Source organism: Burkholderia sp. 9779_493 (genome assembly GCF_015712215.1).
GTDB lineage: Bacteria > Pseudomonadota > Gammaproteobacteria > Burkholderiales > Burkholderiaceae > Burkholderia > Burkholderia cenocepacia.
In genome coordinates this window covers 1-22,410 of sequence record NZ_JACCQA010000003.1, presented here as the reverse complement: position 1 = coordinate 22,410, position 22,410 = coordinate 1, and the positions used below count along the sequence as shown (strand labels likewise).

Annotated in this window: 25 protein-coding genes and 1 riboswitch; of the genes, 15 read left to right on the top strand and 10 right to left on the bottom strand. The window is 67.1% G+C overall.

Annotated elements, in window-relative coordinates; all coding sequences use genetic code 11:
- Window positions 1–15 precede the first annotated feature (15 nt).
- The 8 genes from H0X95_RS03235 (at window position 16) to H0X95_RS03200 (ending at window position 6,072) form a co-directional block, all read left to right on the top strand.
- Complete coding sequence (locus tag H0X95_RS03235; protein ID WP_059720833.1) at window positions 16–960, top strand: electron transfer flavoprotein subunit alpha/FixB family protein; 945 nt, start codon at window positions 16–18, stop codon at window positions 958–960.
- Between the two features lie 2 nt (window positions 961–962).
- Window positions 963–1,490: an acyltransferase gene (locus H0X95_RS03230; RefSeq protein WP_034202303.1), complete on the top strand. Its 528-nt coding sequence runs from the start codon at window positions 963–965 to the stop codon at window positions 1,488–1,490.
- 80 nt (window positions 1,491–1,570) lie between these two features.
- Window positions 1,571–1,957 (top strand): hypothetical protein, encoded by a 387-nt coding sequence (locus H0X95_RS36370; RefSeq protein ID WP_370538985.1) that lies wholly within the window; start codon window positions 1,571–1,573, stop codon window positions 1,955–1,957.
- Between the two features lie 218 nt (window positions 1,958–2,175).
- A complete protein-coding gene (locus H0X95_RS03220; RefSeq protein ID WP_011547642.1) occupies window positions 2,176–2,475 on the top strand; it encodes a hypothetical protein in 300 nt (99 codons plus the stop codon).
- Between the two features lie 168 nt (window positions 2,476–2,643).
- The gene (locus tag H0X95_RS03215) at window positions 2,644–3,288 is read left to right on the top strand and encodes a DUF1326 domain-containing protein (RefSeq protein ID WP_006491659.1); all 645 of its coding nucleotides are present in this window, start codon (window positions 2,644–2,646) and stop codon (window positions 3,286–3,288) included.
- The gene (locus H0X95_RS03210) at window positions 3,285–4,076 is read left to right on the top strand and encodes a DUF2182 domain-containing protein (protein ID WP_006494795.1); all 792 of its coding nucleotides are present in this window, start codon (window positions 3,285–3,287) and stop codon (window positions 4,074–4,076) included. Before H0X95_RS03215 ends, H0X95_RS03210 begins: the two co-directional genes overlap by 4 nt.
- 52 nt (window positions 4,077–4,128) lie before the next feature.
- Entirely contained in the window at window positions 4,129–4,476 is a 348-nt protein-coding gene (locus H0X95_RS03205) for a copper-binding protein (RefSeq protein WP_006483033.1), read from the top strand.
- 243 nt (window positions 4,477–4,719) lie between these two features.
- Window positions 4,720–6,072, top strand: coding sequence for a collagen-like triple helix repeat-containing protein (locus tag H0X95_RS03200; RefSeq protein ID WP_181365756.1), 1,353 nt, complete (start codon window positions 4,720–4,722; stop codon window positions 6,070–6,072).
- A 112-nt stretch (window positions 6,073–6,184) separates the two neighbouring features.
- Here the strand turns inward: H0X95_RS03200 and H0X95_RS03195 are convergent, their stop codons facing one another.
- A complete protein-coding gene (locus H0X95_RS03195; RefSeq protein WP_059722747.1) occupies window positions 6,185–6,646 on the bottom strand; it encodes an Lrp/AsnC family transcriptional regulator in 462 nt (153 codons plus the stop codon).
- Between the two features lie 116 nt (window positions 6,647–6,762).
- On the opposite strand from H0X95_RS03195, the gene H0X95_RS03190 reads away from it, so the two are divergent.
- Window positions 6,763–7,395, top strand: a complete 633-nt coding sequence (locus H0X95_RS03190; protein ID WP_059722748.1) for a LysE family translocator — start codon at window positions 6,763–6,765, stop codon at window positions 7,393–7,395.
- Window positions 7,396–7,452: 57 nt separating this feature from the next.
- Here H0X95_RS03190 and H0X95_RS03185 read toward each other — a convergent pair whose 3' ends face one another.
- The 3 genes from H0X95_RS03185 to H0X95_RS03175 all read right to left on the bottom strand — a co-directional run bounded on the left by H0X95_RS03185 (window position 7,453) and on the right by H0X95_RS03175 (window position 11,094).
- Window positions 7,453–8,463: an alpha/beta hydrolase gene (locus H0X95_RS03185; protein WP_006494799.1), complete on the bottom strand. Its 1,011-nt coding sequence runs from the start codon at window positions 8,461–8,463 to the stop codon at window positions 7,453–7,455.
- 22 nt (window positions 8,464–8,485) lie between these two features.
- The gene (locus tag H0X95_RS03180) at window positions 8,486–9,037 is read right to left on the bottom strand and encodes a TetR/AcrR family transcriptional regulator (RefSeq protein WP_226245071.1); all 552 of its coding nucleotides are present in this window, start codon (window positions 9,035–9,037) and stop codon (window positions 8,486–8,488) included.
- A 128-nt stretch (window positions 9,038–9,165) separates the two neighbouring features.
- A complete protein-coding gene (locus tag H0X95_RS03175) occupies window positions 9,166–11,094 on the bottom strand; it encodes a TonB-dependent receptor domain-containing protein (protein ID WP_059722750.1) in 1,929 nt (642 codons plus the stop codon).
- 218 nt (window positions 11,095–11,312) lie between these two features.
- A riboswitch (cobalamin riboswitch) is annotated at window positions 11,313–11,505 on the bottom strand.
- Window positions 11,506–11,917: 412 nt separating this feature from the next.
- Between H0X95_RS03175 and H0X95_RS03170 the strand changes: the two genes are divergently transcribed.
- Complete coding sequence (locus H0X95_RS03170; protein ID WP_006483043.1) at window positions 11,918–12,742, top strand: SDR family NAD(P)-dependent oxidoreductase; 825 nt, start codon at window positions 11,918–11,920, stop codon at window positions 12,740–12,742.
- Window positions 12,743–12,765: 23 nt separating this feature from the next.
- Here H0X95_RS03170 and H0X95_RS03165 read toward each other — a convergent pair whose 3' ends face one another.
- From H0X95_RS03165 to H0X95_RS03150, 4 genes are all read right to left on the bottom strand, one after another.
- Window positions 12,766–13,014 (bottom strand): hypothetical protein, encoded by a 249-nt coding sequence (locus H0X95_RS03165; protein ID WP_059722751.1) that lies wholly within the window; start codon window positions 13,012–13,014, stop codon window positions 12,766–12,768.
- A gap of 117 nt (window positions 13,015–13,131) precedes the next feature.
- Window positions 13,132–14,106, bottom strand: a complete 975-nt coding sequence (locus tag H0X95_RS03160; RefSeq protein WP_059722753.1) for a threo-3-hydroxy-L-aspartate ammonia-lyase — start codon at window positions 14,104–14,106, stop codon at window positions 13,132–13,134.
- Window positions 14,107–14,171: 65 nt separating this feature from the next.
- Window positions 14,172–14,810: a helix-turn-helix transcriptional regulator gene (locus H0X95_RS03155; RefSeq protein WP_048988232.1), complete on the bottom strand. Its 639-nt coding sequence runs from the start codon at window positions 14,808–14,810 to the stop codon at window positions 14,172–14,174.
- On the bottom strand, window positions 14,807–15,328 hold the full coding sequence (locus H0X95_RS03150; protein WP_006494805.1) for a YbaK/prolyl-tRNA synthetase associated domain-containing protein: 522 nt from the start codon (window positions 15,326–15,328) through the stop codon (window positions 14,807–14,809). The genes H0X95_RS03155 and H0X95_RS03150 overlap by 4 nt, the downstream gene beginning before the upstream one ends.
- Window positions 15,329–15,733: 405 nt before the next feature.
- Here H0X95_RS03150 and H0X95_RS03145 point away from each other — a divergent pair, with 405 nt between their 5' ends.
- The gene (locus tag H0X95_RS03145; RefSeq protein WP_006483004.1) at window positions 15,734–17,317 is read left to right on the top strand and encodes an isocitrate lyase; all 1,584 of its coding nucleotides are present in this window, start codon (window positions 15,734–15,736) and stop codon (window positions 17,315–17,317) included.
- A 72-nt stretch (window positions 17,318–17,389) separates the two neighbouring features.
- Here H0X95_RS03145 and H0X95_RS03140 read toward each other — a convergent pair whose 3' ends face one another.
- Together H0X95_RS03140 and H0X95_RS03135 are read right to left on the bottom strand one after the other, a co-directional pair.
- Window positions 17,390–18,106 carry an EthD domain-containing protein gene (locus H0X95_RS03140; protein WP_048988234.1) on the bottom strand — a complete coding sequence of 239 codons (717 nt, stop codon included), beginning with the start codon at window positions 18,104–18,106 and terminating at the stop codon, window positions 17,390–17,392.
- Between the two features lie 52 nt (window positions 18,107–18,158).
- Window positions 18,159–18,671, bottom strand: a complete 513-nt coding sequence (locus H0X95_RS03135) for a nuclear transport factor 2 family protein (RefSeq protein ID WP_059722756.1) — start codon at window positions 18,669–18,671, stop codon at window positions 18,159–18,161.
- A 212-nt stretch (window positions 18,672–18,883) separates the two neighbouring features.
- Here H0X95_RS03135 and H0X95_RS03130 point away from each other — a divergent pair, with 212 nt between their 5' ends.
- From H0X95_RS03130 to H0X95_RS03115, 4 genes are all read left to right on the top strand, one after another.
- On the top strand, window positions 18,884–19,384 hold the full coding sequence (locus tag H0X95_RS03130) for a nuclear transport factor 2 family protein (RefSeq protein ID WP_006483068.1): 501 nt from the start codon (window positions 18,884–18,886) through the stop codon (window positions 19,382–19,384).
- Between the two features lie 26 nt (window positions 19,385–19,410).
- On the top strand, window positions 19,411–20,277 hold the full coding sequence (locus H0X95_RS03125; protein ID WP_059722758.1) for an SDR family NAD(P)-dependent oxidoreductase: 867 nt from the start codon (window positions 19,411–19,413) through the stop codon (window positions 20,275–20,277).
- 10 nt (window positions 20,278–20,287) lie between these two features.
- Window positions 20,288–21,043 (top strand): SDR family NAD(P)-dependent oxidoreductase, encoded by a 756-nt coding sequence (locus H0X95_RS03120; protein ID WP_059722759.1) that lies wholly within the window; start codon window positions 20,288–20,290, stop codon window positions 21,041–21,043.
- An 89-nt stretch (window positions 21,044–21,132) separates the two neighbouring features.
- Complete coding sequence (locus tag H0X95_RS03115; protein ID WP_059722761.1) at window positions 21,133–21,909, top strand: glucose 1-dehydrogenase; 777 nt, start codon at window positions 21,133–21,135, stop codon at window positions 21,907–21,909.
- The last annotated feature ends 501 nt before the right edge of the window (window positions 21,910–22,410 follow it).

Here is a 22,410-nt window from a genome sequence, read left to right as displayed (position 1 = left end):
AGGGAACGCAACGACATGACGATTCTGGTAATGGCCGAGCACGACAACGTGTCGATCAAGGCCGCGACGTTGAATGCGGTGGCCGCGGCACGGGCGCTCGATGCCGCGGGCGTCGGCGATGTTCACGTGCTGGTCGCGGGCCACCACGCGCAAGCGGCGGCCGATGCAGCGGCAAAGATCGCGGGCGTTTCGAAGGTGCTGCTGGCCGATGCGCCGCATCTGGCGGAGGGCCTGGCGGAAAACGTCGAAGCGACCGCGCTGAACATCGCGAAGGACTACTCGCACATCCTCGCGCCGGCCACCGCGTACGGCAAGAACGTCGCGCCGCGTATCGCCGCGAAACTGGATGTCGCACAGATTTCCGAGATCACGGCCGTTGTATCGGCCGACACGTTCGAGCGCCCGATCTACGCGGGCAACGCGATCGCGACCGTGCAGTCGGGCGATCCGGTCAAGGTCGTCACGGTGCGGGCGACCGGCTTCGATCCGGTTTCGGCGGAAGGCGGCGATGCGACGGTCGAGAGGATCGACGCAGCGGCAGACGTCGGCACGTCGCGCTTCGTGAGCCGTGAAGTGACGAAACTGGATCGGCCGGAACTCACCAGCGCGAACATCGTCGTGTCGGGCGGCCGCGGATTGGGCAGCGGCGAGAACTACACGAAGGTGCTCGAGCCGCTGGCCGACAAGCTGCAGGCCGCGCTCGGCGCATCGCGCGCGGCAGTCGACGCCGGCTACGTGCCGAACGACTACCAGGTCGGCCAGACCGGCAAGATCGTCGCGCCGAAGCTGTACGTCGCGGTCGGCATTTCGGGGGCGATCCAGCACCTGGCCGGCATGAAGGATTCGAAGGTGATCGTCGCGATCAACAAGGATCCCGAAGCGCCGATCTTCAGCGTGGCCGATTACGGTGTCGTCGGCGACCTGTTCACGCTCGTGCCGGAAGCGGTCGCGGCGCTCTGACGATGCCGCTGTTCGAATTCAACGGGATGCGGCCGCGCGTCGATCCGTCCGCGTACCTCGACCCGAGCGCGGTCGTGATCGGCGACGTGACGATCGGCGCGCGCTGCTACATCGGCCCGCATGCGAGCCTGCGCGGCGACTTCGGCGCGATCGTCGTCGAAGACGGCAGCAACGTGCAGGACGGCTGCGTGCTGCACGTCGGGATCGGCGAGACCTGCCGGCTGGGCGTGAACAGCCACATCGGCCACGGCGCGATCGTGCATGGCGCGACGCTGGAGCCGGACACGATGATCGGCATGAATGCGGTCGTGATGGACGGTGCGACGATCGGCGCAACGACGATCGTCGCGGCCTGTGCGTTCGTGAAGGCCGGCTACGACGTGCCGCGCGGCGTGCTGCTGGCGGGCATGCCGGCGCGTGTCGTGCGCCGGCTGAGCGGCGCGGAGATCGACGCGAAGGCGAATGGCACGCGGATTTATCAGCAACTGGCGGCGGATTGCCTGAAGACGATCAGGCCGATCGTCGATTGAGTAGGGTGGCGCCGGGAGCCGCCCCGGGATCCATGCGGCGTCGCGCCTGAACGCGCGAAATCCTTCCGCCGTCGCGACGCATGCCGGCTTCCGTCGAGGTTGCGACAATCGATGCGCTTTTACGCATGCGGGTCAATCGGGACGATACCGGATCGATTGCGTCATGCATCGCCATTGGCTTAAGATCGTCGGGAAATCATCCCACGCCTTCAGCGTCAATGAAAAAGAGCATAAGCCTGCGGGTCGCCATCATCGCTTCGGCCGTTGCCGTGTACAGCATCTACATGCATGTCCAGCAGTTGATCAGCGGCTGCATGTGGGTCAGGGGCCATCAGCGCTGCAGTTTCGAAAACAGTACGAATTTCGAGGGCTGGATGGATCTGGACCTGATGATCACCTGCTGCTGGGTCGCCGCGGCGGTGGTCGGGTGGATTTCCGTTGCGCAGGGCACGAAAAAAACGGGTTAGCAGCGCCACGCACGTCCTCGTTAAACGGGTACGACATGGCCATTCGATCGGGTCGAGCCTGTCAATCCGTGACAACGCGCATTCGCGGCCTGGTCGCGACGGCGCACGCGATGCGTTCGAGCCGGACATGAACGCGTGAGTCTGCGCCGGCAGACGCCGTCATCGCGGTCCCCGGCGAGATGGGCGTCAGCGCGCGGGTCGCGCGAGGGGAGGTTCCCGTGCAATTTCCGACAGGATCGGTGGTCGCGCTCAGTTCGGCCGCCGCGACGATGTTCTCGATGGGCATGCTGTTTCTCGGCTACTGGGGGTTGCACGAAGCGCTGCCCTGGCGGTTCGGCGACTACGTCGTGATCGTGCCCGCGCTGGCGGGTTTCGCGTGCCTCGCCAGCGTGCCGTTTCTCGCCACGTCGCCGATGAAAACCCCCGACGACGAGTCGCGAATGTTCGTCGCGCGGCGCGTGTTTCTGTGCGGCGCCGGCGCCGTGTGGTGCGCGATCGTTGCTTCGCTGATCGTGTAGAGAACAGGGTGACGAGACGGTTTCCGGCGCAACCCGGCGAACGCATCCTGAAACGTCTTACGTGAGGCCGGAACCCTCGGTTTTCACGCCGCCACGACCGCTTTGCTTTCCCCGATCGCGTGCACTAGATTCGAAGCGTTCGTCTGTTTCAGAGCGCGAGGTGGAGCCATGACGCCGTGGGAAATTCAGGGAACCGAAATGATCAGTTGCAATTGCTCATACGGTTGCCCTTGCCAGTTCAATGCGCTGCCGACCAACGGCAACTGCGAAGCGATGGGGGCGATTTCGATCGACAGCGGCCACTACGGCGACGTGGTGCTCGACGGCGTCAGGATCGCGGTGGTGTTCCAGTGGCCGGGCGCCGTTCACGAAGGCAAGGGCAAGTGCCAACCGATCGTCGACGAGCGTGCCAGTCCGGCACAGCGCGAGGCCGTGCTGAAGATCATGACCGGTCAGGATACCGATCCGTTCGCGACGATGTTTTCGGTGTATGCGTCGACGCTCGAGCACGCGTTCGAGCCGATCTTCACGAAGATCGATTTCGACGTTGACGTCGATGCGCGGCGCGGCCGGATTCACGTGGACGGTGTGTTCGACGCAGCCGGCGAACCCATCCACAATCCGGTGACGGGTGCCGAGCACCGTGTGCGGATCGACCTGCCGCACGGTTTCGAATACGAGCTGGCCGAGATCGGTTCGGGCACCGGGCGCTCGCAGGGCAACATCGCGCTGAATCTCGACGGAACCTATGCGCAATTCGCGCGGCTGCATCTGAACAACCACGGGCTGATCCGGCATCGCGCCGCGGCATGACGCCGTTCGACACCTGGCTCGCCCGCGAGCGCGCCGTCACGCTGATCGGCATGGCCGCGCTCGTCGGTCTGTGCTGGTTCTATCTGTGGACGGGCGCGGGAACCGGCATGTCGGCGCGGGAGATGACGACCGTCGCGCTGTTTCCGCATCGGCTGGCGGACGGCATGGGCAGCATGGATCCGCCTCTGCCGACCGTGATCGCGATGTGGTGGGTGATGATGATCGCGATGATGACGCCCGGCGCGGCGCCGCTCGTGATGCTGTACCGGCGCGTGCTACGGCAGCACGGCGACGGGGCGACGGGATCGGCGTTCACGTCGGTGGCGCTGCTGGCAGGCTATCTGACGACGTGGCTCGCGTTCTCGATCGGCGCGGCGCTGCTTCAGGCGCTGCTGCAACCGGCCGGGCTGATCTCCGCGATGATGCTGTGGTCGAAGAGTGCGCGCCTTTCCGCGATCGTGCTGGCGCTGGCCGGGCTTTATCAATTCTCGCCGCTGAAACGCGCGTGCCTGCGGCAATGCCGGGCGCCGGCTGCATTCCTGGTCGCGCACTGGCGCCCGGGCGTCGCCGGCAGTTTCCTGCTGGGCGTGCGGCACGGCATCGTTTGCGTGGGCTGCTGCTGGTTACTGATGGCGCTGCTGTTCGTCGGCGGCGTGATGAACGTGGTGTGGATCGTCGCGTTGTCGCTGTTCGTGTTCGTGGAGAAGGTGCTGCCCGGTGGCGAGCGTATCGGCCGCGTGCTGGGTGTCGTGCTGATCGCGTGGGCCGGTGCGACGTTGATCGTATGATGCGTGGCGCTGGCTGGCGACGGAAACGCGCTGGCTCGACGGGAGATGCTCGATGAAGACCTGTTTTCGCGCTGTCGTCGTGTCGTGCGCGATGGCGACCATTGCCATGCCGGCGCTCGCCGGCGGCGACATGCCGGGCATGAACGCAGGCGGCGCGACCATGTCGGCGTCGAATGCGACGCTGACCGATGCCGAAGTCAAGGCAATCGATGCCGGCCGCAGGCTCGTGACGCTGAAGCACGGCGCGCTCGACAACATCGGCATGCCGCCGATGACGATGGCATTCAAGGCCGGCGACGCGGCGATGATCCCGCCGCTGCATGTGGGCGACAAGGTTCGGGTTCGGGTGGAAAACGTCAACGGCACGCTGACGATCGTGAAGCTGGTGAAGCGGCCGTGACGAGGATGCTGCCGGTTTTTCCCGGTCGGTGCTACGTAACGCGGGGCCGGTGTTACGTCAGCGCGATCGGAATGCCAGGACGGGACGCGCCGCGACGCACGATCCGCACGCGATGTGCCGTGACGCGCAGTGCGGCCCGGACCGCGATCGAAAGGCGATCGTGACAATGTGAAGGAGGCCCACGGAGATGGCACGCTAGATGCTTGTTGACGTGATCGAGCTGAATAGCGAACGGGGGCTTCCATGCACAATCACTTCACCAAGGCGAACGTTTCACTCGCCGCCATTGCCACTGCGTGTGCGCTCGCGGCGTGCGGCGGCGGTGACATTACGGCGCCGACGCTGGCCGGCAACACCATCGGGACGAGTACGAGCGGGACGAACGGAACCGGTGGTACGAGCGGGACCAGCGGCACGAGCGGGACGAGCGGCACCAGTGGCACCAGTGGCACCAGTGGCACCAGTGGCACCAGTGGCACCAGTGGCACCAGTGGCACCAGTGGCACCAGTGGCACGAGCGGGACCAGCGGCACAAGCGGGACCAGCGGCACAAGCGGCACAAGCGGCACAAGCGGCACAAGCGGCACGAGCGGGACCAGCGGCACGAGCGGGACCAGTGGCACCAGCGGGACCAGTGGCACGAGCGGAACCAGCGGCACGAGCGGAACCAGCGGCACGAGCGGAACCAGCGGCACGAGCGGAACCAGCGGCACGAGTGGAACCAGCGGTACACCCGGCACCAACGGCATCATCAGTTCCGTCGGCGCAGTCGTGCTGGCCGCGGGCTCGACGCTCGGCGACGTGACACTGCCCGGCGTCGGCAAGACCATGACGGCCGGGCCGGCCGACACGGTCACCGGCGTCGGCACGCTCATCCGCGACACGACGAATGCCGTGAGCAACGGTATCGGCCAGATCGGCTTCACGCCGAACCCGGTCGGCACGACGGTGACGGGCCTCGGCACCCTCGTCGGCTCGACCAGCAACCCGGTCAACGGTCTCAGCGAAACGGTGAAGGCGCTCGGCTCCGGCCCGCTGTCGCCGCTCGCGCCGATTACGACGCCCGTCGGCGGTCTACTCGACACGGTGGCCGGCGGCCTGAAGTCGGGCGGCACCATGCTCGGCTCGGCCCTGTCGTCGGGCCCGGTCCAGCAGGCGACGCAGGCGCTCAGCACGGCGATCACGCCGCTCGTGACGACGGCCGGTCAGCTCACGCAGCAGGCCGGCACCGCAACGGGCCTCGGGCAGCCGGTCGCGGGCCTGCTCGGGCAGGTCGGCGGAGCGATCACGTCGGCCGGATGGAAGGTGACGTCCACGTCGCCGCAGCCGATCGTCGGCGCGGTCGGCGGTCTCGTCCGGGCGGTCGGCAACACGGTGACCAATGCGGGCGGCCTCGTGAACCCGAGCGGCCCGAACGGCGCGGTGCCGGTCGCCGGTCTGGTGACGAGCGTGGTCGGCGGCATACCGGCGACCGTGCACGGTGGCGCCGAGACCGGTGCGAGCGGCGGCGGCTCGCCGCTGGGCGCGCTCGCCAACCCGCTCGCGCCGGTGACGTCGCTGGTGGGTGGCCTGCTCGGCGGCGCGGTCGGCAAATAGCCGGCTCGTGCCGATCGCCATGCGGGAACCCGGCCGCATGACCGGAGACGACGGCCATCGGTCGTCTTCGGTCCCGGCCGGGACCGGCGATGGAGCCTGAAACCGCGGCCCGCTACCTGCGCGTGTCGCCGGGCTTCGACGGCGGCCGTGCGAGCCCGCGCGCCGGCAGCGGCGTCGACATTACGATCGACGTGCGCGTTTCGCCGTACAGATTGATGCGTTCGATCAGTTGTTCGAGATGAGCCATGCTGACGGCGACCAACCGCATCACGTACGAATCCGCCCCCGTCACGTGATGGCATTCGACGACTTCGGGAATCGTCTCCAGCAGCTTCAGGAACTTCGCTTTCGCCGGTTGCTGCACCGTGATGCCGATCAGCGCGCTCACCGGATAGCCTGCCGCGGACGGGTTGATCCGCGCGATGTAGCCCTCGACCACGCCGGCGGCTTCAAGGCGCTTCACGCGTTCCGTCACCGCCGGCACCGACAGGTGGACCTGGCGCGCGAGCTCCGTATAGCTGATGCGTCCGTTGTCCTGCAACAGCGCCAGTATCTTCCAGTCCAGATCGTCCATCGCGGCGGGCGTTTTTAAGGTGGAGTGCCTATTTTTCCTTAAAAACCGTATTCAGCGGGGGCCGGACTTTCCCTACGATGCCTGTTCGATCCACTGGATGCTGCAAGGGGCAGGCGATGCTGTTCATCAAATCCGTCGTGATGGGGTGGTCGATCGCGGCGCCGGTCGGCCCGATCGGCATGCTGTGCATTCAGCGCAGCCTGAGCCGCGGCTTCCAGGCGGGATTCGCGACGGGCATCGGCGCCGCATGCGCCGACGCGATTTACGGCCTGCTCGGCGCGTTGGGCGTTGCGGGCCTCGTCACCGCGTTCCCGATGCTGACCGTCGCCCTGAAAATCGGCGGCGGCGCGTTTCTCGTCTGGCTCGCGTGGACCATCGCGCGCCAGGCGCCGGCCGCGCCGGCGGGGCAACGCGAGCTGCCGCGTACGACGGTCCTGCGCGATTTCCTGACGACGTTCGGCCTCACGCTGTCCAACCCGATGACGATCGTGTCGTTCGTCGGGATCTTCGCGGCGCTCGGCCCGTTGCCGGGCACGCAGGAAGGCGCGATGGGGGCCACCGTCGGGTCGATGGTCGCCGGCGTGTTCATCGGTTCGGCCATGTGGTGGCTGTGCCTGAGCACTACGAGCGCCGCGCTGCGCACGAAGCTGTCGTTCGGGTTCATGCACGGGCTGTCGCGCGTGTCGGCGGCGATCGTCGCGGGATTCGGCGCGATCCAGCTGGTCGCGGGCGTGCGCGGACTGATCTAGACGCGCGGGGCAGCGCAGCGATCCCGGCCGATGCCGATGTCGTTCCCGGGTGCGTTTCTATTCATCGCCGGCTCCATTCGATGCGTGCAGGTGCGCGTGCACGAAGCGCGCGATTTCCTGGCTCAGCTCGATATCCTCCGGCGCGCCCATGAATCCGCCGTGCGGCATCCCCTCGAACACGTGCAGCTCCGTCGGCACCTGCGCGCGTCGCAACGCGCGATGCAGGCGCACGGCGTTCGACAGGAACAGGTCGCGCGTGCCGCTCTGGATGAAGGTCGGCGGGAAGCCGGCGGCGAAATCGCCGAACAGCGGCGACAGGTACGGATGCGCGAGATCGGCGCCGTTCGCGTAGAGCAGATTGTTCGCCATCAGCGGCCCCGGCAACACGACGTCGACCAGGCGGTTGGTCTCGAAGCTGTCGCCGGATTCGGTCAGGTCGGCTTCCGGCGACAGCAGCACGAGCGCGGCCGGCAGCGGCAGGCCCTCGTCGCGGGCGCGCAGCACCATCGCGGCGGCGAGATTGCCGCCGGCCGAACGGCCGCCGATGACGACGTGTTCCGGTGCGTAGCGCTCCAGCACGTAGGCATAGGTCGCGATGCAGTCGTCGAGCGCGGCCGGATACGGATGCTCGGGCGGCATCCGGTAGTCGACGCCGTAGCAGCGCACGCCGAGCCGGTCGGCCTGCATCTGCGCGCCGGCACGGCACGCGGCGCCACCGCCGACGACCAGCGCGCCGCCGTGCAGGTCGATGGTCGCATAGGCGCTGGAAGCCCCAGCTTCCGGTGTCGCGACATGCACGTCCGCGGCGCCGACGCGGATCGTCTCGACGCTCGAACGCAGATAGCCGGCGAGCTGCTCGACCGCGGCCGCGTAATGTGCGTCGGCGCTGGCCTTCACGCGCATCCATGCGTCGATATCGTCCGGGGCCGGCATCACGTGCAACGCGTTCAGCGGCACGCCGTCGTCGCCGGTCAGGCGTTGCAGCGCGGCGCGCGCTTCGTCGCTGATCGAGGTCGGGAAGGGAACGACACGGCTCGGCAGTACGACGCCGTCGGGTTTGTCTTTCATCGCTCGGGTTCCGTTCGGTGCGTCAGGCGGCCGACGGCCAGTGACGCAGCATCACGTCGAGCGCATCGAGGCTGCGCGACCACGACGCGTCGGAATCCGGCGCGCTGTGCGAGAAGCCGCCGGCGCTTTCGAGCGTCACGTAGCCCATGAAGAAGCCGCCGAGCAGACGGATCGCGTGCGCCTGTTCGGTTTCCGGCAGGTCGTAGCCGCGCAGCACCGCCGCCGTCATCCTGACGAGCTGCCCGCCCGCGCTTTCGGCGGCCCGTTCGGCGCTCACCGGATGGCGCGCGGCCGCAAAGCGGCCCGGATGCGCCCGCGCGTAGTCGCGATAGACGTTCGCGAGCGCGGCCAGCGCGTCCTTGCCGGTGCGGCCGGCCAGCGCGTCGGTGGCGCGATCGGCCAGCTCCTGCAGCGCGAACAGCGCGATCCGGCTCTTCAGATCGTCGAAGCTCGGGATATGGGAATACAGGCTCGCCAGCTTGACGTCGAAATGTCGCGCGAGCGCCGCGCCGGTGAGCAGCTCGAAGCCGGTTTCATCGGCGAGCCGCGCGCCGGCTTCGACGAGCTTGTCCACGGTAATGCCGGCACGCGCCATGACGAATGCTATGCGGATTAGTCAAAAAACTAATTCTATTAGGTTTGGCCGCGATGTCAATTTTCCGCGCGTGCCGGCGTGGCGCTTCATGCGGATGCGTGAGCTCGTCAGAACGTATAGCTGACCTTGCCGAACGCGGTGCGCCCGAGCGTGTTGTAGCCGTACGCGGTCATGTACTGCCGGTCGAACAGGTTCGACAGCGACGCCGACACGGTCAGGTGCGAATTGATCCGGTACGACGCGCGCAGGCTCACCGTCAGGTACGACGCCAGATACTGCCGGTTGGCCGGATCGTCGAACGTCGAACCGCCGTACAGCAGCGACGCGCCCGTGCTCAGCGCATGCAGCTTCAATTCGTCCCACGTGTGGTCGACGTTCAGGCTGACCGTCTGGCGCGGCCGGCGGCTGAGCCAGGTCTGGTTGGTCTCGTCCTGCGGATTCAGGATGCCGACCGCGATGCTCACCGGCGTCGAACGGCCGATCGTCCCCTTGTACGACAGGTCGATGCCGCGAATGTGCGAACGGCCGATGTTCATCGGCGAGAACGTCGCCGGGTTGTAGGCGATCAGGTTGTTGACGCGCGTATCGTAGATCGCCGCGGTGAAGGTGCCGTACGCCGTGTTCGCGTCGAGCGCGGCCTCGACCGACGTGCTGCGTTCCGGGCTGAGGCTCGGATTGCCGTAGCCGGGATAGTACAGGTCGTTGAACGTCGGCAGGCGGAATGCATTGCCGTACGACACGCGCGCCGTGTAGACCGGCGTGATCGCCCACGACAGCGCGGCGTTGCCGGTGTTCACCGCTTGCCCGGCGACGATCTCGTGGCGACCCGCGACGAACATCGTCACGCTGCCGAGCGTCGCCGACTGGTGCAGCGAGAACGCGGAATCGTTGCGCGTCGGTACGCCACCGGGAATGTCGACCGGTAGGAATGCCTGTTCGCGCGTGAAATCGTAGGCGAGCTTCGATTCGCCCGACAGCGGCAGGCCGAACAGATGAAATCCGTGCGCCTGATGGGTCAGCGACGTCGACGTGCTGATGCGTTGCGAATTGATCTGGTCCGTCGCGAGGGCCGGGTTGTCCGCGTAGATGAACTGGCGGTCGTTCGCATAACCGAACGACTGGTCGAATTGCGTATCGGGCGTGATGTCGAGATGGAACGCGACGCCGGTCGTCAGCTGGTGATCGAGCTCGCGATTCGCGTAGCCGCTGTTGTCGTAGGACAGGTCGGAGCGGTGGTACAGCGCGAACGTCGAGATCGACCAGTTGTCGCGCGCATAGCCGAGCCGCGCGTCGAGATCCTGCGCGTGATACGGATTGCGGCCGTCTTCGTGACCGTAGAAGAACGGCCGCGTCGCGTCGATGCCGGCCGTGTTGTAGTCGTGCAGCCCGAGCGAATAGGTGAGCCCGCCGAGCGCGGCCAGCGGCCCCGTCGACGGCACCGTGCCCGACGTGCGGAACTGCGTGTCGAACGTCTTGTTCGTGCCGCCGCCGAACGACACGGTGGTCTGGTTCGGCTGTTGGGCGGCGCGGCGCGTGAAGAGTTGCACGACGCCGCCCATCGCGTTGTTGCCGAACGACGCGGCGGCCGGCCCGGAGATCACCTCGACGCGCTCGAACGCGTCGGTCGGCAGGTCGGCCCACGGCGCGATGCCGGTGGTCGGCGAGCCGATCCGGATGCCGTCGATGAACACGGCGACCTGGCTCGCCGACGAACCGCGGATGCTGACCGACGCGGACGAGCCGGGCCCGCCGTTCTGCGTGACGGTCACGCCCGGCAGCGTCGCGAGCGCCTGCGTGATGCTCGGGTCGGCCGGCGACAGCCGGTCGAGATCGTCGCGCGTGAGCACCTGGGTCGACGCGTAGCGCCGGTCGAACGATTCGGGCAGGTGCCGCGTGTCGGTCACGCTGATCGTCGGCAGGTCCGCCCCTTCCGCGGGCCCGGCGGGCTGCGCAGGCGCCGTGTCGCCGGCCGCATGGGCGAGCGGGGAAAGCAGCGCGGTGGCGGCGGACGTGGCGAGCAGGTGACGAAGGTTCATGAGACGGCGGGACAAAGCGAGTAGCGGGTACGGCGATCGTGAGCGGAGGGCGGACAAGCAACGGATGCCGACGGCGTGTCGGTGCGACGCTTCCGGCCGGGAAGCGGATTCGGGAACGATGGACATCTGGTGGATCCTGAGGTCGGGTCGTCCATGCAACGGGCGACCACCCGGGGGCGGTGCCTGGCGCATCGGGACACCCCGCCCGGTGCGGCTGCCTGGACCTCGGGTCGATGGCAGGTCTCCTGGCTCGCGGGTCGTCATCCGTGCGGGCCTTCCCGGTTTCCCAGTGGCATGCGGTGGCACGGATTCGCCGCTCACAGTTGCGGGGGCAGCCGCAGATTCGAGGCGTTGCCTCGCCTGCGTTCCCTTTTGATCCCGTCTCCGGGAACCATCAGCGCGCAAGGGTAATGGCGTGCGCTCGCGCACGTCAATCGTCCGGCTGCCTGCGGATGCGAAAAAACGTCATTGTCCCGCGTCAGCTTTCCGGATCCTTTCGTTTCATGCGCGCGGGCCGTGCGTCTGGTCTGACGAAACGGGGCGAGCGCGTGCCCTCGAGCCGGAACCGGCTCGGCGCGTTGCGCGGGCCGCGCTTTCCTCGACAGTTTCCCGTTCGAACCTGCCGCTCGCGTGCGCGATCTCGTTCAAACGGGCGAGGCGGAACCCGGGCGCGTATTGCACCGTGTGGATATCGCGGGTTCGAGCTGAACGGCCCGCACTCGATGACAGGAGACATCATGACCGACACCCGAAGCCGGTTCCTCGCCGGCCAGTGCACGCTCGCGCAGCGCCGCGCATCCGACCCGACAGGACGTTGACCGACATGACCGATTCGATTCGCTTCGACGGCGGCACCGCCGTGATTACCGGCGCGGCCAGCGGCATCGGCAGCGGGCTGGCACGCCACGCGGCCGCGCTCGGCATGCGCGTCGTACTGGCCGATCTCGATCCGGCGAAACTCGACGCGTTCGCCGCGACGCTCGACACCGACGTGCTGTGCGTGCCGACCGACGTCAGCCGGCCGGAAGCCGTCGACGCGCTGGCCGAAGCCGCATGGCGGCGCTTCGGCGGCGTCGACCTGCTGTTCAACAACGCGGGCGTGATGGCGACCGGCTTCAGTTGGGAAATCACGCCGGAGCGCTTCGAGCGCAGCTTCGCGATCAACGTGCACGGCGTGCTGAACGGGATTCGCAGTTTCGTGCCGCGCATGCTCGAACGCAACGCGCCGGCGCGGGTCGTGAACACCGCATCGGTCGGCGGCTTCCTGCCGAGCCCGCTGATGTCGCCGTATTCGGCGACGAAATTCGCGGTGGTCGCGCTGACGGAATCGCTGTACGGCGAACTGAAGATGCTCGGCGCACCGGTCGGCGTGTCGCTGCTCGCGCCGGGGCCCGTGCTGTCGGGCATCTTCAACGATCCGTTCGGCGCCGCGCACGACCGGCCCGAGGTGCGCGGTTTCGTCGACACGATGCGCACGATGCTGAACGCACACGGGCTCACGCCCGACGCGTTCGCCGAGCGGGTATTCGACGGTATTCGCGCCGGGCGCTACTGGCTGATTCCGCAACCGGAGACGCTCGACGGCGCGCTGCAGCGGCGCACCGACGACATCCTCGCCGCCCGCGATCCGTCGCTGCCGTCGTTCTGAATGCCGGCGGCCGGCGCGTGTCGTTACATATGCGTGCCGGCGTGCGTGCGGCCGCCCGGGTCGCCGCCGCGATCGGGCGGCGTATTGTTCTGATCGATCTTCGCGAACACGAAGCCGACGGGCGGCAACGCGGCGGGCGAACGGTGCGTCGCTTGCGCGACTGCGGCGGGCGGCGACGCGGCGGGAAAACCGGATGACGTCACGCCCGGTTGAGCGAACGCCGACAGGGAAGCGGCCGCCAGGGCGGCGGCGACGATCGCGTGCGTATTCATGGTGACTCCTTCACGACTGACTTCAGGACGACGTAATCAGTCTAGGGCGCGAAACTTAACGCGACGTGAAGGGTCGGCGGCGCGCGCATGACAGGATCTTCATGCGCGCCGCGACGGTCAGGCCGGTGCCGACACCAGCGCGCAGAAGTTCTCGAGATCGACGTTGCCGCCGCTGATCACCACGCCGACGCGCTTGCCCTGCAGCGCATCCTTCATCCGTCGCACGGCGGCGAACGACAGGCAGCCGGTCGGCTCGACGACGAGCTTCATGCGCGTGGCGAAGAAGCGCATGCAGTCGACCAGTTCCGCGTCCGTCGCGGTCAGGATGTCGTCGACGTCGCGGCGGAGGATCGGGAACGTCAGGTTGCCGAGGTGCTGCGTCTGCGCGCCATCGGCGATCGTGCGCGGCGTGTCGATGTGCACGATCGTGCCGGACCGAAACGATTGCTGGGCGTCGTTGCCGGCTTCGGGCTCGACGCCGTACAGCTTCGCGTGCGGCGACAGCGCCCGCGTGGCGAGCGCGGTGCCCGACAGCAGGCCGCCGCCGCCGAGCGGCGTGAATACCGCGTCGAGCGGGCCGACTTCGTCGAACAGTTCCTTGGCCGCGGTGCCCTGGCCGGCGATCACGTCCGGGTGATCGTAGGGCGGAACCAGCGTGAGCCCGTGCTTCTCCGCGAGCTCGCGCCCGATCTGCTCGCGATCCTCGGTGTAGCGGTCGTAGGTCACGACGTTGCCGCCGTAGCCGCGCGTCGCGGCCATCTTCGCGGTCGGTGCGTCCCGCGGCATCACGATCGTCGCCGGAATGCCGAGGATGCGCGCCGACAGCGCGATCGCCTGCGCATGGTTGCCCGACGAGAACGCGACGACGCCGTGCCGGCGCTGTTCCGCGCTGAAGCGCGACAGTGCATTGAACGCGCCGCGGAACTTGAAGGCACCCATGCGCTGCAGGTTCTCGCACTTGAAGAACACCTGCGCGCCGAGCGCGTCGTCGATCGTCCGCGACGTCATCACCGGCGTGCGGTGCGCATGGCCTTCGAGCCGGGCCGCGGCGGCGGCAACGTCGTCGTACGTGGGGAGAGTCGGAGAGTTCATGGTCGCTAGAGGTCGAAAAGGTCAGTCAACGGGAAATTCGAAACGGGACGGCAGGGCGCGCGGCGTCACTTCGCATCGTTGTAGACGGTGGCGCGCGAGACGCCGAGATGCTGCGACACGATTTCCATCGCGCGGCGCACTTCGAGGAAGCCGTCGGCCTTCAGCGTCTGCATCAGCTCGCGGCGCTGGTCGGTCTTCAGCTCGCGCGGCGTCGTCGCGAGGCGCGTCGCGAACGCGTCGATGCGCTGCCGGATCGCGTCCGCGCCGGCCGGGTCGAGCGTTTCGACGACGGTCTCGCCGTCCGTGCGGCAGAACTGGTTCAGCATGCCCTGGAAGCCGCGGAACAGCGTGACGTCGGCATTCAGGCACAGCGCGGCGACGTAGCGCCCGGTCGAATCCTTGATGCCGATCGACGTGCTTTTCGCGGTGCGGCCGTCGGCGAAGCGGTTCGGGTAGTTCGCGAGCACCTGCGGGAAATCGTCGTCGGCGATGCGGGCGAGGCCGAGCTCGGTCGCGGGATCGCCGACCGCGCGTCCGGACAGGTTGTTGTGGATCGCGAGGATCGCGTGTTCCGGCGTGCGCAGGTCGTGCACGACGACCTCGGTGAACGGCGCGAACATCGCGCCGAGCCCTTCGGCGATGCGCTGCACCTGCTCGATCAGCGAGGCCTGTTCCGACGGCCGTGGTGTGTCGTTCGTGCTCATGCGTGGTCCTGGGGAGCCGGGGTGTCCGTCGTTTCCGATCGCGTGATGTCGGCCAGCAGCGGGCGCGCGATCCGGACGTAGTCGGCCGCGTCGAGCACGACCGAGCGGTCGAGCCGGCCCGCGTTGAACGCGATCTCGTCATTGTGTTCGACCAGTGCGGGATCGACGACGAGCGTCACGTTCGAATCGAATGCGAACGGCGGCACGGCGCCCATCACGCAGCGCGTGACGGCGGCCGCGACGTCGGGCGACGCGAGCGTCGCCTTGCGCCGGCCGAGCGCATCGGCGACCTTGCGGAAGTCGATTTTCAGGTGGCCGGGAATCACCGCGAGCGCGGTGGCGGCGCCGCCATCCTTGAACGTGCAGAGCATCGCCTTCGCGCCCTGTTCGGGACGGGTGCCGCGCAGCGCGGCGATCGCGTCGGATTTGCCTTCCGCCGGATGCTCGAGCACGCGGAAACGCGCGCCGGCGGTATTCAGCAGTTCGCACAGCGTGTCGAAAACGGGCGAGTCGTTCATGGTGCTCCGGAGCAGGCGGGCCGGCGCGCCGATGCGCGCGGATCAAAGAATTGTCCAAGTATAGACGTTTTGTCATGGCTGTGACAAAGGGGGCGCGCTCGTCGTTGCCCGACCGCGGCCCAGGCATGTCGTTCTTCAGCAGCCGAAAGGGCGTTTCATATTGCGGGATACGCGCCGGATTCCTGTCGCCGCGTTTTACCGCCGCTTGAAACCGTGTTTTGCATCGCAAAAACGCCTGGCTATCTCATTGAAAAACAACAGAAATTTATATCTTATGTCTTATATAAGACTTGGCCGAAATTTCGCTGGACGGGATTACTATTGAGTCCATGCAGTTCGCTTCGTCACACGCGGCGGGCACGCTGAACCCTTTACTCAAATGCGCTTCGTTCCCAGGAGATAGACATGTCCCAATATCAAGACGACATCAAGGCAGTGGCTGGTTTGAAGGAAAACCACGGCAGCGCGTGGAATGCCATCAGCCCCGAATATGCCGCCCGCATGCGTGCCCAGAACAAGTTCAAGACCGGCCTGGACATCGCGAAGTACACGGCGAAGATCATGCGCGCCGACATGGCCGCGTACGATGCCGATCCGTCCAAGTACACGCAGTCGCTGGGTTGCTGGCACGGTTTCATCGGCCAGCAGAAGATGATCTCCATCAAGAAGCACTTCAACAGCACCGAACGCCGCTACCTGTATCTGTCGGGCTGGATGGTCGCCGCGCTGCGTTCGGAGTTCGGCCCGCTGCCGGACCAGTCGATGCACGAAAAGACTTCGGTCAGCGCGCTGATCCGCGAGCTGTACACGTTCCTGCGCCAGGCCGACGCCCGTGAGCTGGGCGGCCTGTTCCGCGAACTGGATGCCGCGAAGGACGCTGCCGCCAAGGCCGCGATCCAGCAAAAGATCGACAACCACGTCACGCACGTCGTGCCGATCATCGCCGACATCGACGCCGGCTTCGGCAACGCGGAAGCGACCTACCTGCTGGCCAAGCAGTTCATCGAAGCGGGCGCGTGCTGCATCCAGATCGAAAACCAGGTGTCGGACGAGAAGCAGTGCGGCCACCAGGACGGCAAGGTCACGGTGCCGCACGAGGACTTCCTCGCGAAGATCCGCGCGATCCGCTACGCATTCCTGGAGCTGGGCGTGGACGACGGCATCATCGTCGCGCGTACCGATTCGCTGGGCGCCGGCCTGACCAAGCAGATCGCCGTGACGAACCAGCCGGGCGACCTGGGCGATCAATACAACTCGTTCCTCGATTGCGAGGAACTGTCGGCGGACCAACTGGGCAACGGTGACGTCGTCATCAAGCGCGACGGCAAGCTGCTGCGTCCGAAGCGCCTGCCGAGCAATCTGTTCCAGTTCCGCGCCGGCACGGGCGAAGCGCGTTGCGTGCTCGACTGCATCACGTCGCTGCAGAACGGCGCCGACCTGCTGTGGATCGAAACCGAAAAACCGCATATCGCACAGATCGGCGGCATGGTCAGCGAGATCCGCAAGGTGATCCCGAACGCGAAGCTGGTGTACAACAACAGCCCGTCGTTCAACTGGACGCTGAACTTCCGTCAGCAGGCGTACGACGCGATGAAGGCAGCGGGCAAGGACGTGTCGGCTTACGACCGCGCGCAGCTGATGAGCGTGGAATACGACGAGACCGAACTGGCGCAACTGGCCGACGAGAAGATCCGTACGTTCCAGGCCGATGCATCGCGTGAAGCAGGCATCTTCCATCACCTGATCACGCTGCCGACGTACCACACGGCCGCGCTGTCGACCGACAACCTGGCCAAGGAATACTTCGGCGACCAGGGCATGCTCGGCTACGTGGCCGGCGTGCAGCGCAAGGAAATCCGTCAGGGCATCGCCTGCGTGAAGCACCAGAACATGTCCGGTTCGGACATCGGTGACGATCACAAGGAATACTTCAGCGGCGAAGCGGCGCTGAAGGCCGCGGGCAAGGACAACACGATGAACCAGTTCTGATCGTCGTCCGACCCGAAGCACAAAGCCAGCCCCGCGGGGCTGGCTTTTTTTTGTCTGCCCGAGCCTGGCACGTCACCCGCGCACGGCCTTCACGACGTACTGACTCGTCGGCACCACGTCGATCTTGTCGAAATCGATGAAGCGCCCGCAACTGTCCATCATCTCGGCCACGTTGCGCTGGAACTTTTCCTCGTCGCCGACCGCATCGAAAAACGCGTGCGGATCGGTCATCGCGGCGGCCGGGAAGCATTCCTCGACGATCGCGTCGTAGCCGGGCGCCGCATGCGTGAGCGCACGCACGACGACGTTCTGCACGTACAGGAAATTGTCCTGCGTATCGATCGCGACACGCGTGTGATGGCCGTGCCACACGTCGAGCCACGCTTCGTGCGTGAGGCGCGGCGGGCGCTTCAGGAATGCGAGCTGCGAGAAACCGGTCGTGCGCTCGCCGGGCCGCGCGGGGAAGCGCGTGTTCGGAATCGGCTGCGACTCGGTGACGAGATACGCGGCCATGTGCGGGACCACGGCGCGCACCGCGTCGTCGAACGGCTGGCGGAACATCGCGTTCGCGCTATCGACCCATACCGCGACGATCCCGTCGATGCCCGGGTGCGTGTTGGTCTGCTTCAGGCCGGCGGCGGGTGCGACGTCGGCATCGGCGACGTTCACCTGCACGCCGTGCGCGCCGAGCGACAGCAGCCGGTCGGCGAGCTGCGCGCGTACGCCGCGGCTCCACTGATCGGGCGCGACCTGTGCATCGCGCCACAACACGTAAATGACTTTCTCCATGGTTCCGGCTCCGGGAAGGGAATGACGGGAGCGGCGGCGTGGCCGCCGCGGTTCAGGAAGCGGTTTCGGTCGATCCGGCCGCTCGATGCGCACCGGGGGCGAAGCGGTTCGCGGTCAGCGTGAACGACGGTGGAATCGGCGACGTGACGGTTTCGAACAACCGCTCGTGGCGCGTCGCATGAATGCGCCATACGCCGTCGCGCTTCACGTACTGGTCGTCGTAGAACGCGGTGCCGTGCAGCAGGTAGTCGTCGTCGAGATTGATCGCGTGATCCTCGAGAAACCAGATGCCGCATGCGTGCTCGGCCGACACCAGCGTGAGCTCCGGGTGATGGCCGTGATGCATCGTCAGGAAGGTCTGCTTGCCGATCAGTTCGCGCAGGCTCGACACGAAGGCGTCACGGCCGTCGTACGCATACCGGCCGCCATACAGCCGCGCCTCGCAATCCTCGGTCAGGCACGCCGCGAGCAGCGTCCAGTCGTGCGTGTCGACCGCGCGGAAATACCGGTACTTCAACTGACGGATCTGCTCGTATTCGTGGAGCGTGCGGGTCGTGTCGTCCATCGGCGTGTCTCGTGGTGGTGTCGTTCGATGGTAGGGACGAGGCCGCCTGCATCACATCGTCTGTTCGGACGAAAGCCGCGTGCGCATGCGCGCGGCGCTGCTTCGACGAAGCGCCGGTTTCATCCGAACGGGTGATGGCCGACGCAGCGCGCGGCGGTAACGTGGCATCGACGCGGCCTTCGAACCGCGCGGGCACCGAACAAGGAGACGGGATGACCCTCATCGAATCGCTGGAAACGCGCGTGCGCAGGCTCGAGGACGCCGACGCGATCCGCCGGCTGAAGGCGCGCTACTTCACGTGCTGCGACCGCAAGGATCCGCAGGGCATGCGCGACTGCTTCGTGGCCGGCCCCGTGCAGATCGATTACGGCCGGATCGGCACGTTCGACACGCGCGACGCGCTCGTCGACGTATTCGAGCGGCTTGGCTGCCATCCGCACATCGTTGAAATGCATCACGGCGTGAATCCCGACATCACCGTGATCGACGACACGCAGGCGCGCGGCACGTGGGGCCTGCATTACCAGATGATCGACACGCACGCGCGCACGCTCACGCAGCTCGGCGCGACCTACGACGACGTGTATCGCAAGGTCGACGGCGAATGGAAGATCGCGGCCACGCGCTGCGTGGTCACGTCGACGCTGTCGGCCCGCTACGAAGGCGACGCGCCGGGCGTGCTGTTCGCCGGTGCGCAGCCGCCGGCTGCGTGATGAACCTTCCACAGGAGACATCGAACATGACACAGAACCACGATGCGCCGGTTGCCGTCGTGACGGGCGCATCGCGCGGTGCCGGCAAGGGTATCGCGCGGGCGCTCGGCGCGGCCGGCATGACCGTCTACGTGACGGGCCGCTCGCAGCGCGAAGGCGATGCGCCGCTGCCCGGCACGATTCACGAGACCGCACGCGAGATCGACGCGCTCGGCGGCCGCGGGATCGCGGTGGCCTGCGACCACGCGGACGATGCACAGGTGAAGGCGCTGTTCGAACGTGTCGAGCGCGACGGCGGGCGGCTCGACATCCTCGTCAACAACGCGACCTACCTGCACGATCAATTGATCCTGCCCGGCCCGTTCTGGGAAAAATCGCTCGATCTGGTGAACATCCTCGACGTCGGGCTGCGCTCCGCGTACGTCGCGAGCTGGCACGCGGCGCCGCTGATGGCGAAGCGCCGCAGCGGGCTGATCGCGTTCACGTCGTCGTTCGGCGCGAGCTGCTACATGCACGGCGCGGCGTATGGCGCGCAGAAGAGCGGCGTCGACAAGTTCGCGAAGGACATGGCCGTCGACCTGAAGCCCTTCGACGTCGCGGCCGTGTCGATCTGGATGGGGCCGCTGCGCACCGAGCGCACGACGCGCGTATGGGAAGAACATCCGGATCTGTACAAGGAGTTTTCGCTCGTCGCCGAAAGCCCGGAATTCACGGGCCGCGTGATTCATGCGATCCACGACGATCCGCGGCGCATGGCGCTGTCGGGGCAGGTGCTCGTCGGTGCGGAAGCCGCGTTGCAATACGGCATCGCCGATCTCGACGGCAAGCAGCCGCCGTCGTACCGCGAACTGCTCGGCGGGCCGGTGCAGGCCCATCCGGCGATCGTCGCCTAAAGGAGCGCGCATGGGCATCCTGAACGGCAAGGTCGCGCTCGTCACGGGCGCGGGGCAGGGCGTCGGCCAGGGCGTCGCGCATGCGCTCGCCGCCGAAGGCGCGCACGTCGCGGTGGTCGGCCGCACGCGCGACAAGCTGCTCGCGACGTGCGAAGCGATCCGTGCGCGCGGCGGCCTGGCCGACGCGTTCGTTTGCGACGTGATGGACGCCGCGCAGATCGCGCGTTGCGTCGAGGCCGTCGTCGAGCGGTGCGGCGGCGTGCAGATCCTGATCAACAACGCGCAGGTCGTGCCGCTCGGCCGCCTGCTCGACGTGAGCGACGCGGATTTTCTGGCGGGACTCGAATCGGGGCCGATCGCGACGCTGCGGATGATGCGCGCGTGCCATTCGCATCTGAAGGGCGACGGCGTGATTGTCAACTTCGCGTCGTCGGCCGCGGTGCGCTGGGATGCGTCCGGTTACGGCGCGTATGCAGCGACCAAGCAGGCGATTCGTGCGCTGACGCGCGCTGCCGCATGCGAATGGGGCGCGGACGGCATCCGCGTGAACGCGGTCGCGCCGCATGCGTTGTCGCCGGGCCTGAAAGGCTGGATCGATGCGCATCCACAGGAAGCGGCCGCGTTCTTCCGCACGATCCCGCTCGGCCGCGTCGGCGATTGCGAGCAGGACATCGGGCGCGCGATCGTGTTTCTCGCGAGTCGCGACGCCGCGTATCTGACGGGCGCGACGCTGCCGCTCGACGGCGGACAGGCGTACTGGGGCTGACGTCGCACGGCGTGTGCCCATCATCAATTCGGCAGCCGCGCGCATGCGTGCGCAGCGCTGCCGGCAAACCGGAATCGAGAGAGGACGACATGGGTCGACTGGCAGGCAAGGTAGCGATCGTCACGGGCGGCGCGCGCGGCATGGGCGCCGCGACGTGCAGGCTGTTCGTCGAAGAGGGCGCTCGCGTGGTGATCGGCGACGTGCTCGACGCGGAAGGCGAAGCGCTCGCGCGCGAACTCGGCGACGCGGCGCGCTTCGTGCGGCTCGACGTGGCCGACGAAGCGAGCTGGGCGCGCGTGGCCGAGGCGGCCGTCGAGCAATTCGGCCGCATCGACGTGCTCGTCAACAACGCGGCCGTGCTGACGTTCGGCGGCATCACCGAGCTGTCGAAGCGCGATTTCGAGCGGGCGGTGTCGATCAATCTGGTCGGCACGTTCGTCGGCATCCGCACGATCGCGCCGCGCATGATCGCGCAGCAGAGCGGATCGATCGTCAACATCTCGTCGGTGGACGGGCTGCGCGGCGTGAATGCGCTGGCCGCGTACGTGTCGAGCAAATGGGGGGTGCGTGGGTTGACGAAGGTCGCCGCGCTCGAGCTCGGTCACCAGGGCGTGCGCGTGAATTCCGTCCATCCGGGCGGCGTGAACACCGCGATGTCGAACCCGACCGGCGCGCCGCTCGAGGAAATCAACCGGCACTATGCGAACGTGCCGCTGCAGCGCGTCGGCTTGCCCGACGAGATCGCGCGCGCGACGTTGTTCCTCGCGAGCGACGAAGCGTCGTACTGCAACGGTGCGGAACTGTCCGTCGACGGCGGGATGGCGGCGGGCGCGTATTACCCCGGATTGCCTGGCGCACCGTTTTGAGCGGGGACGTGTGGCGGGCATTCAAACAGGATGTTTGTGTACGCAACCTAATTCAGGGTTTGCCTGAGTAGTGAAAACGCGAATTCGCGCGGCGCGCGTTCGCGTCGCGAGTACGCGCGAGCGGCAGGGTGAAATTGCCGTTCGTGCGAAACCCTTGCGGGGCGGCCGTCGCGGCCGTTTCGTCCCCAAAGCCCGTGCGACCACGCCTGTAAAAAGGACCTGTCTGCAACGCGCATGCCGGCGCGCCGTCACAGTTGTTTCTTGTTGCAACGCAACGCCCGCCCAATAACGGCGATGGTATGCTGGCCGGCATGGAGTTGTATGGCAGGTTGCTTGCATGGCGAAACTCGCGTTCGCACCCTCTAACGAGACTTCACCTTCTCTCGCACGCATCGCGGCATCGACGCGCGCTCCGCTCGCGCGTCCCGTCCTGCGCGCCGCATCCTCCTGCGCTCCGCACGCATTCCCCATCTCGCGGGCTCGCCCCGCATCCCCCATCCC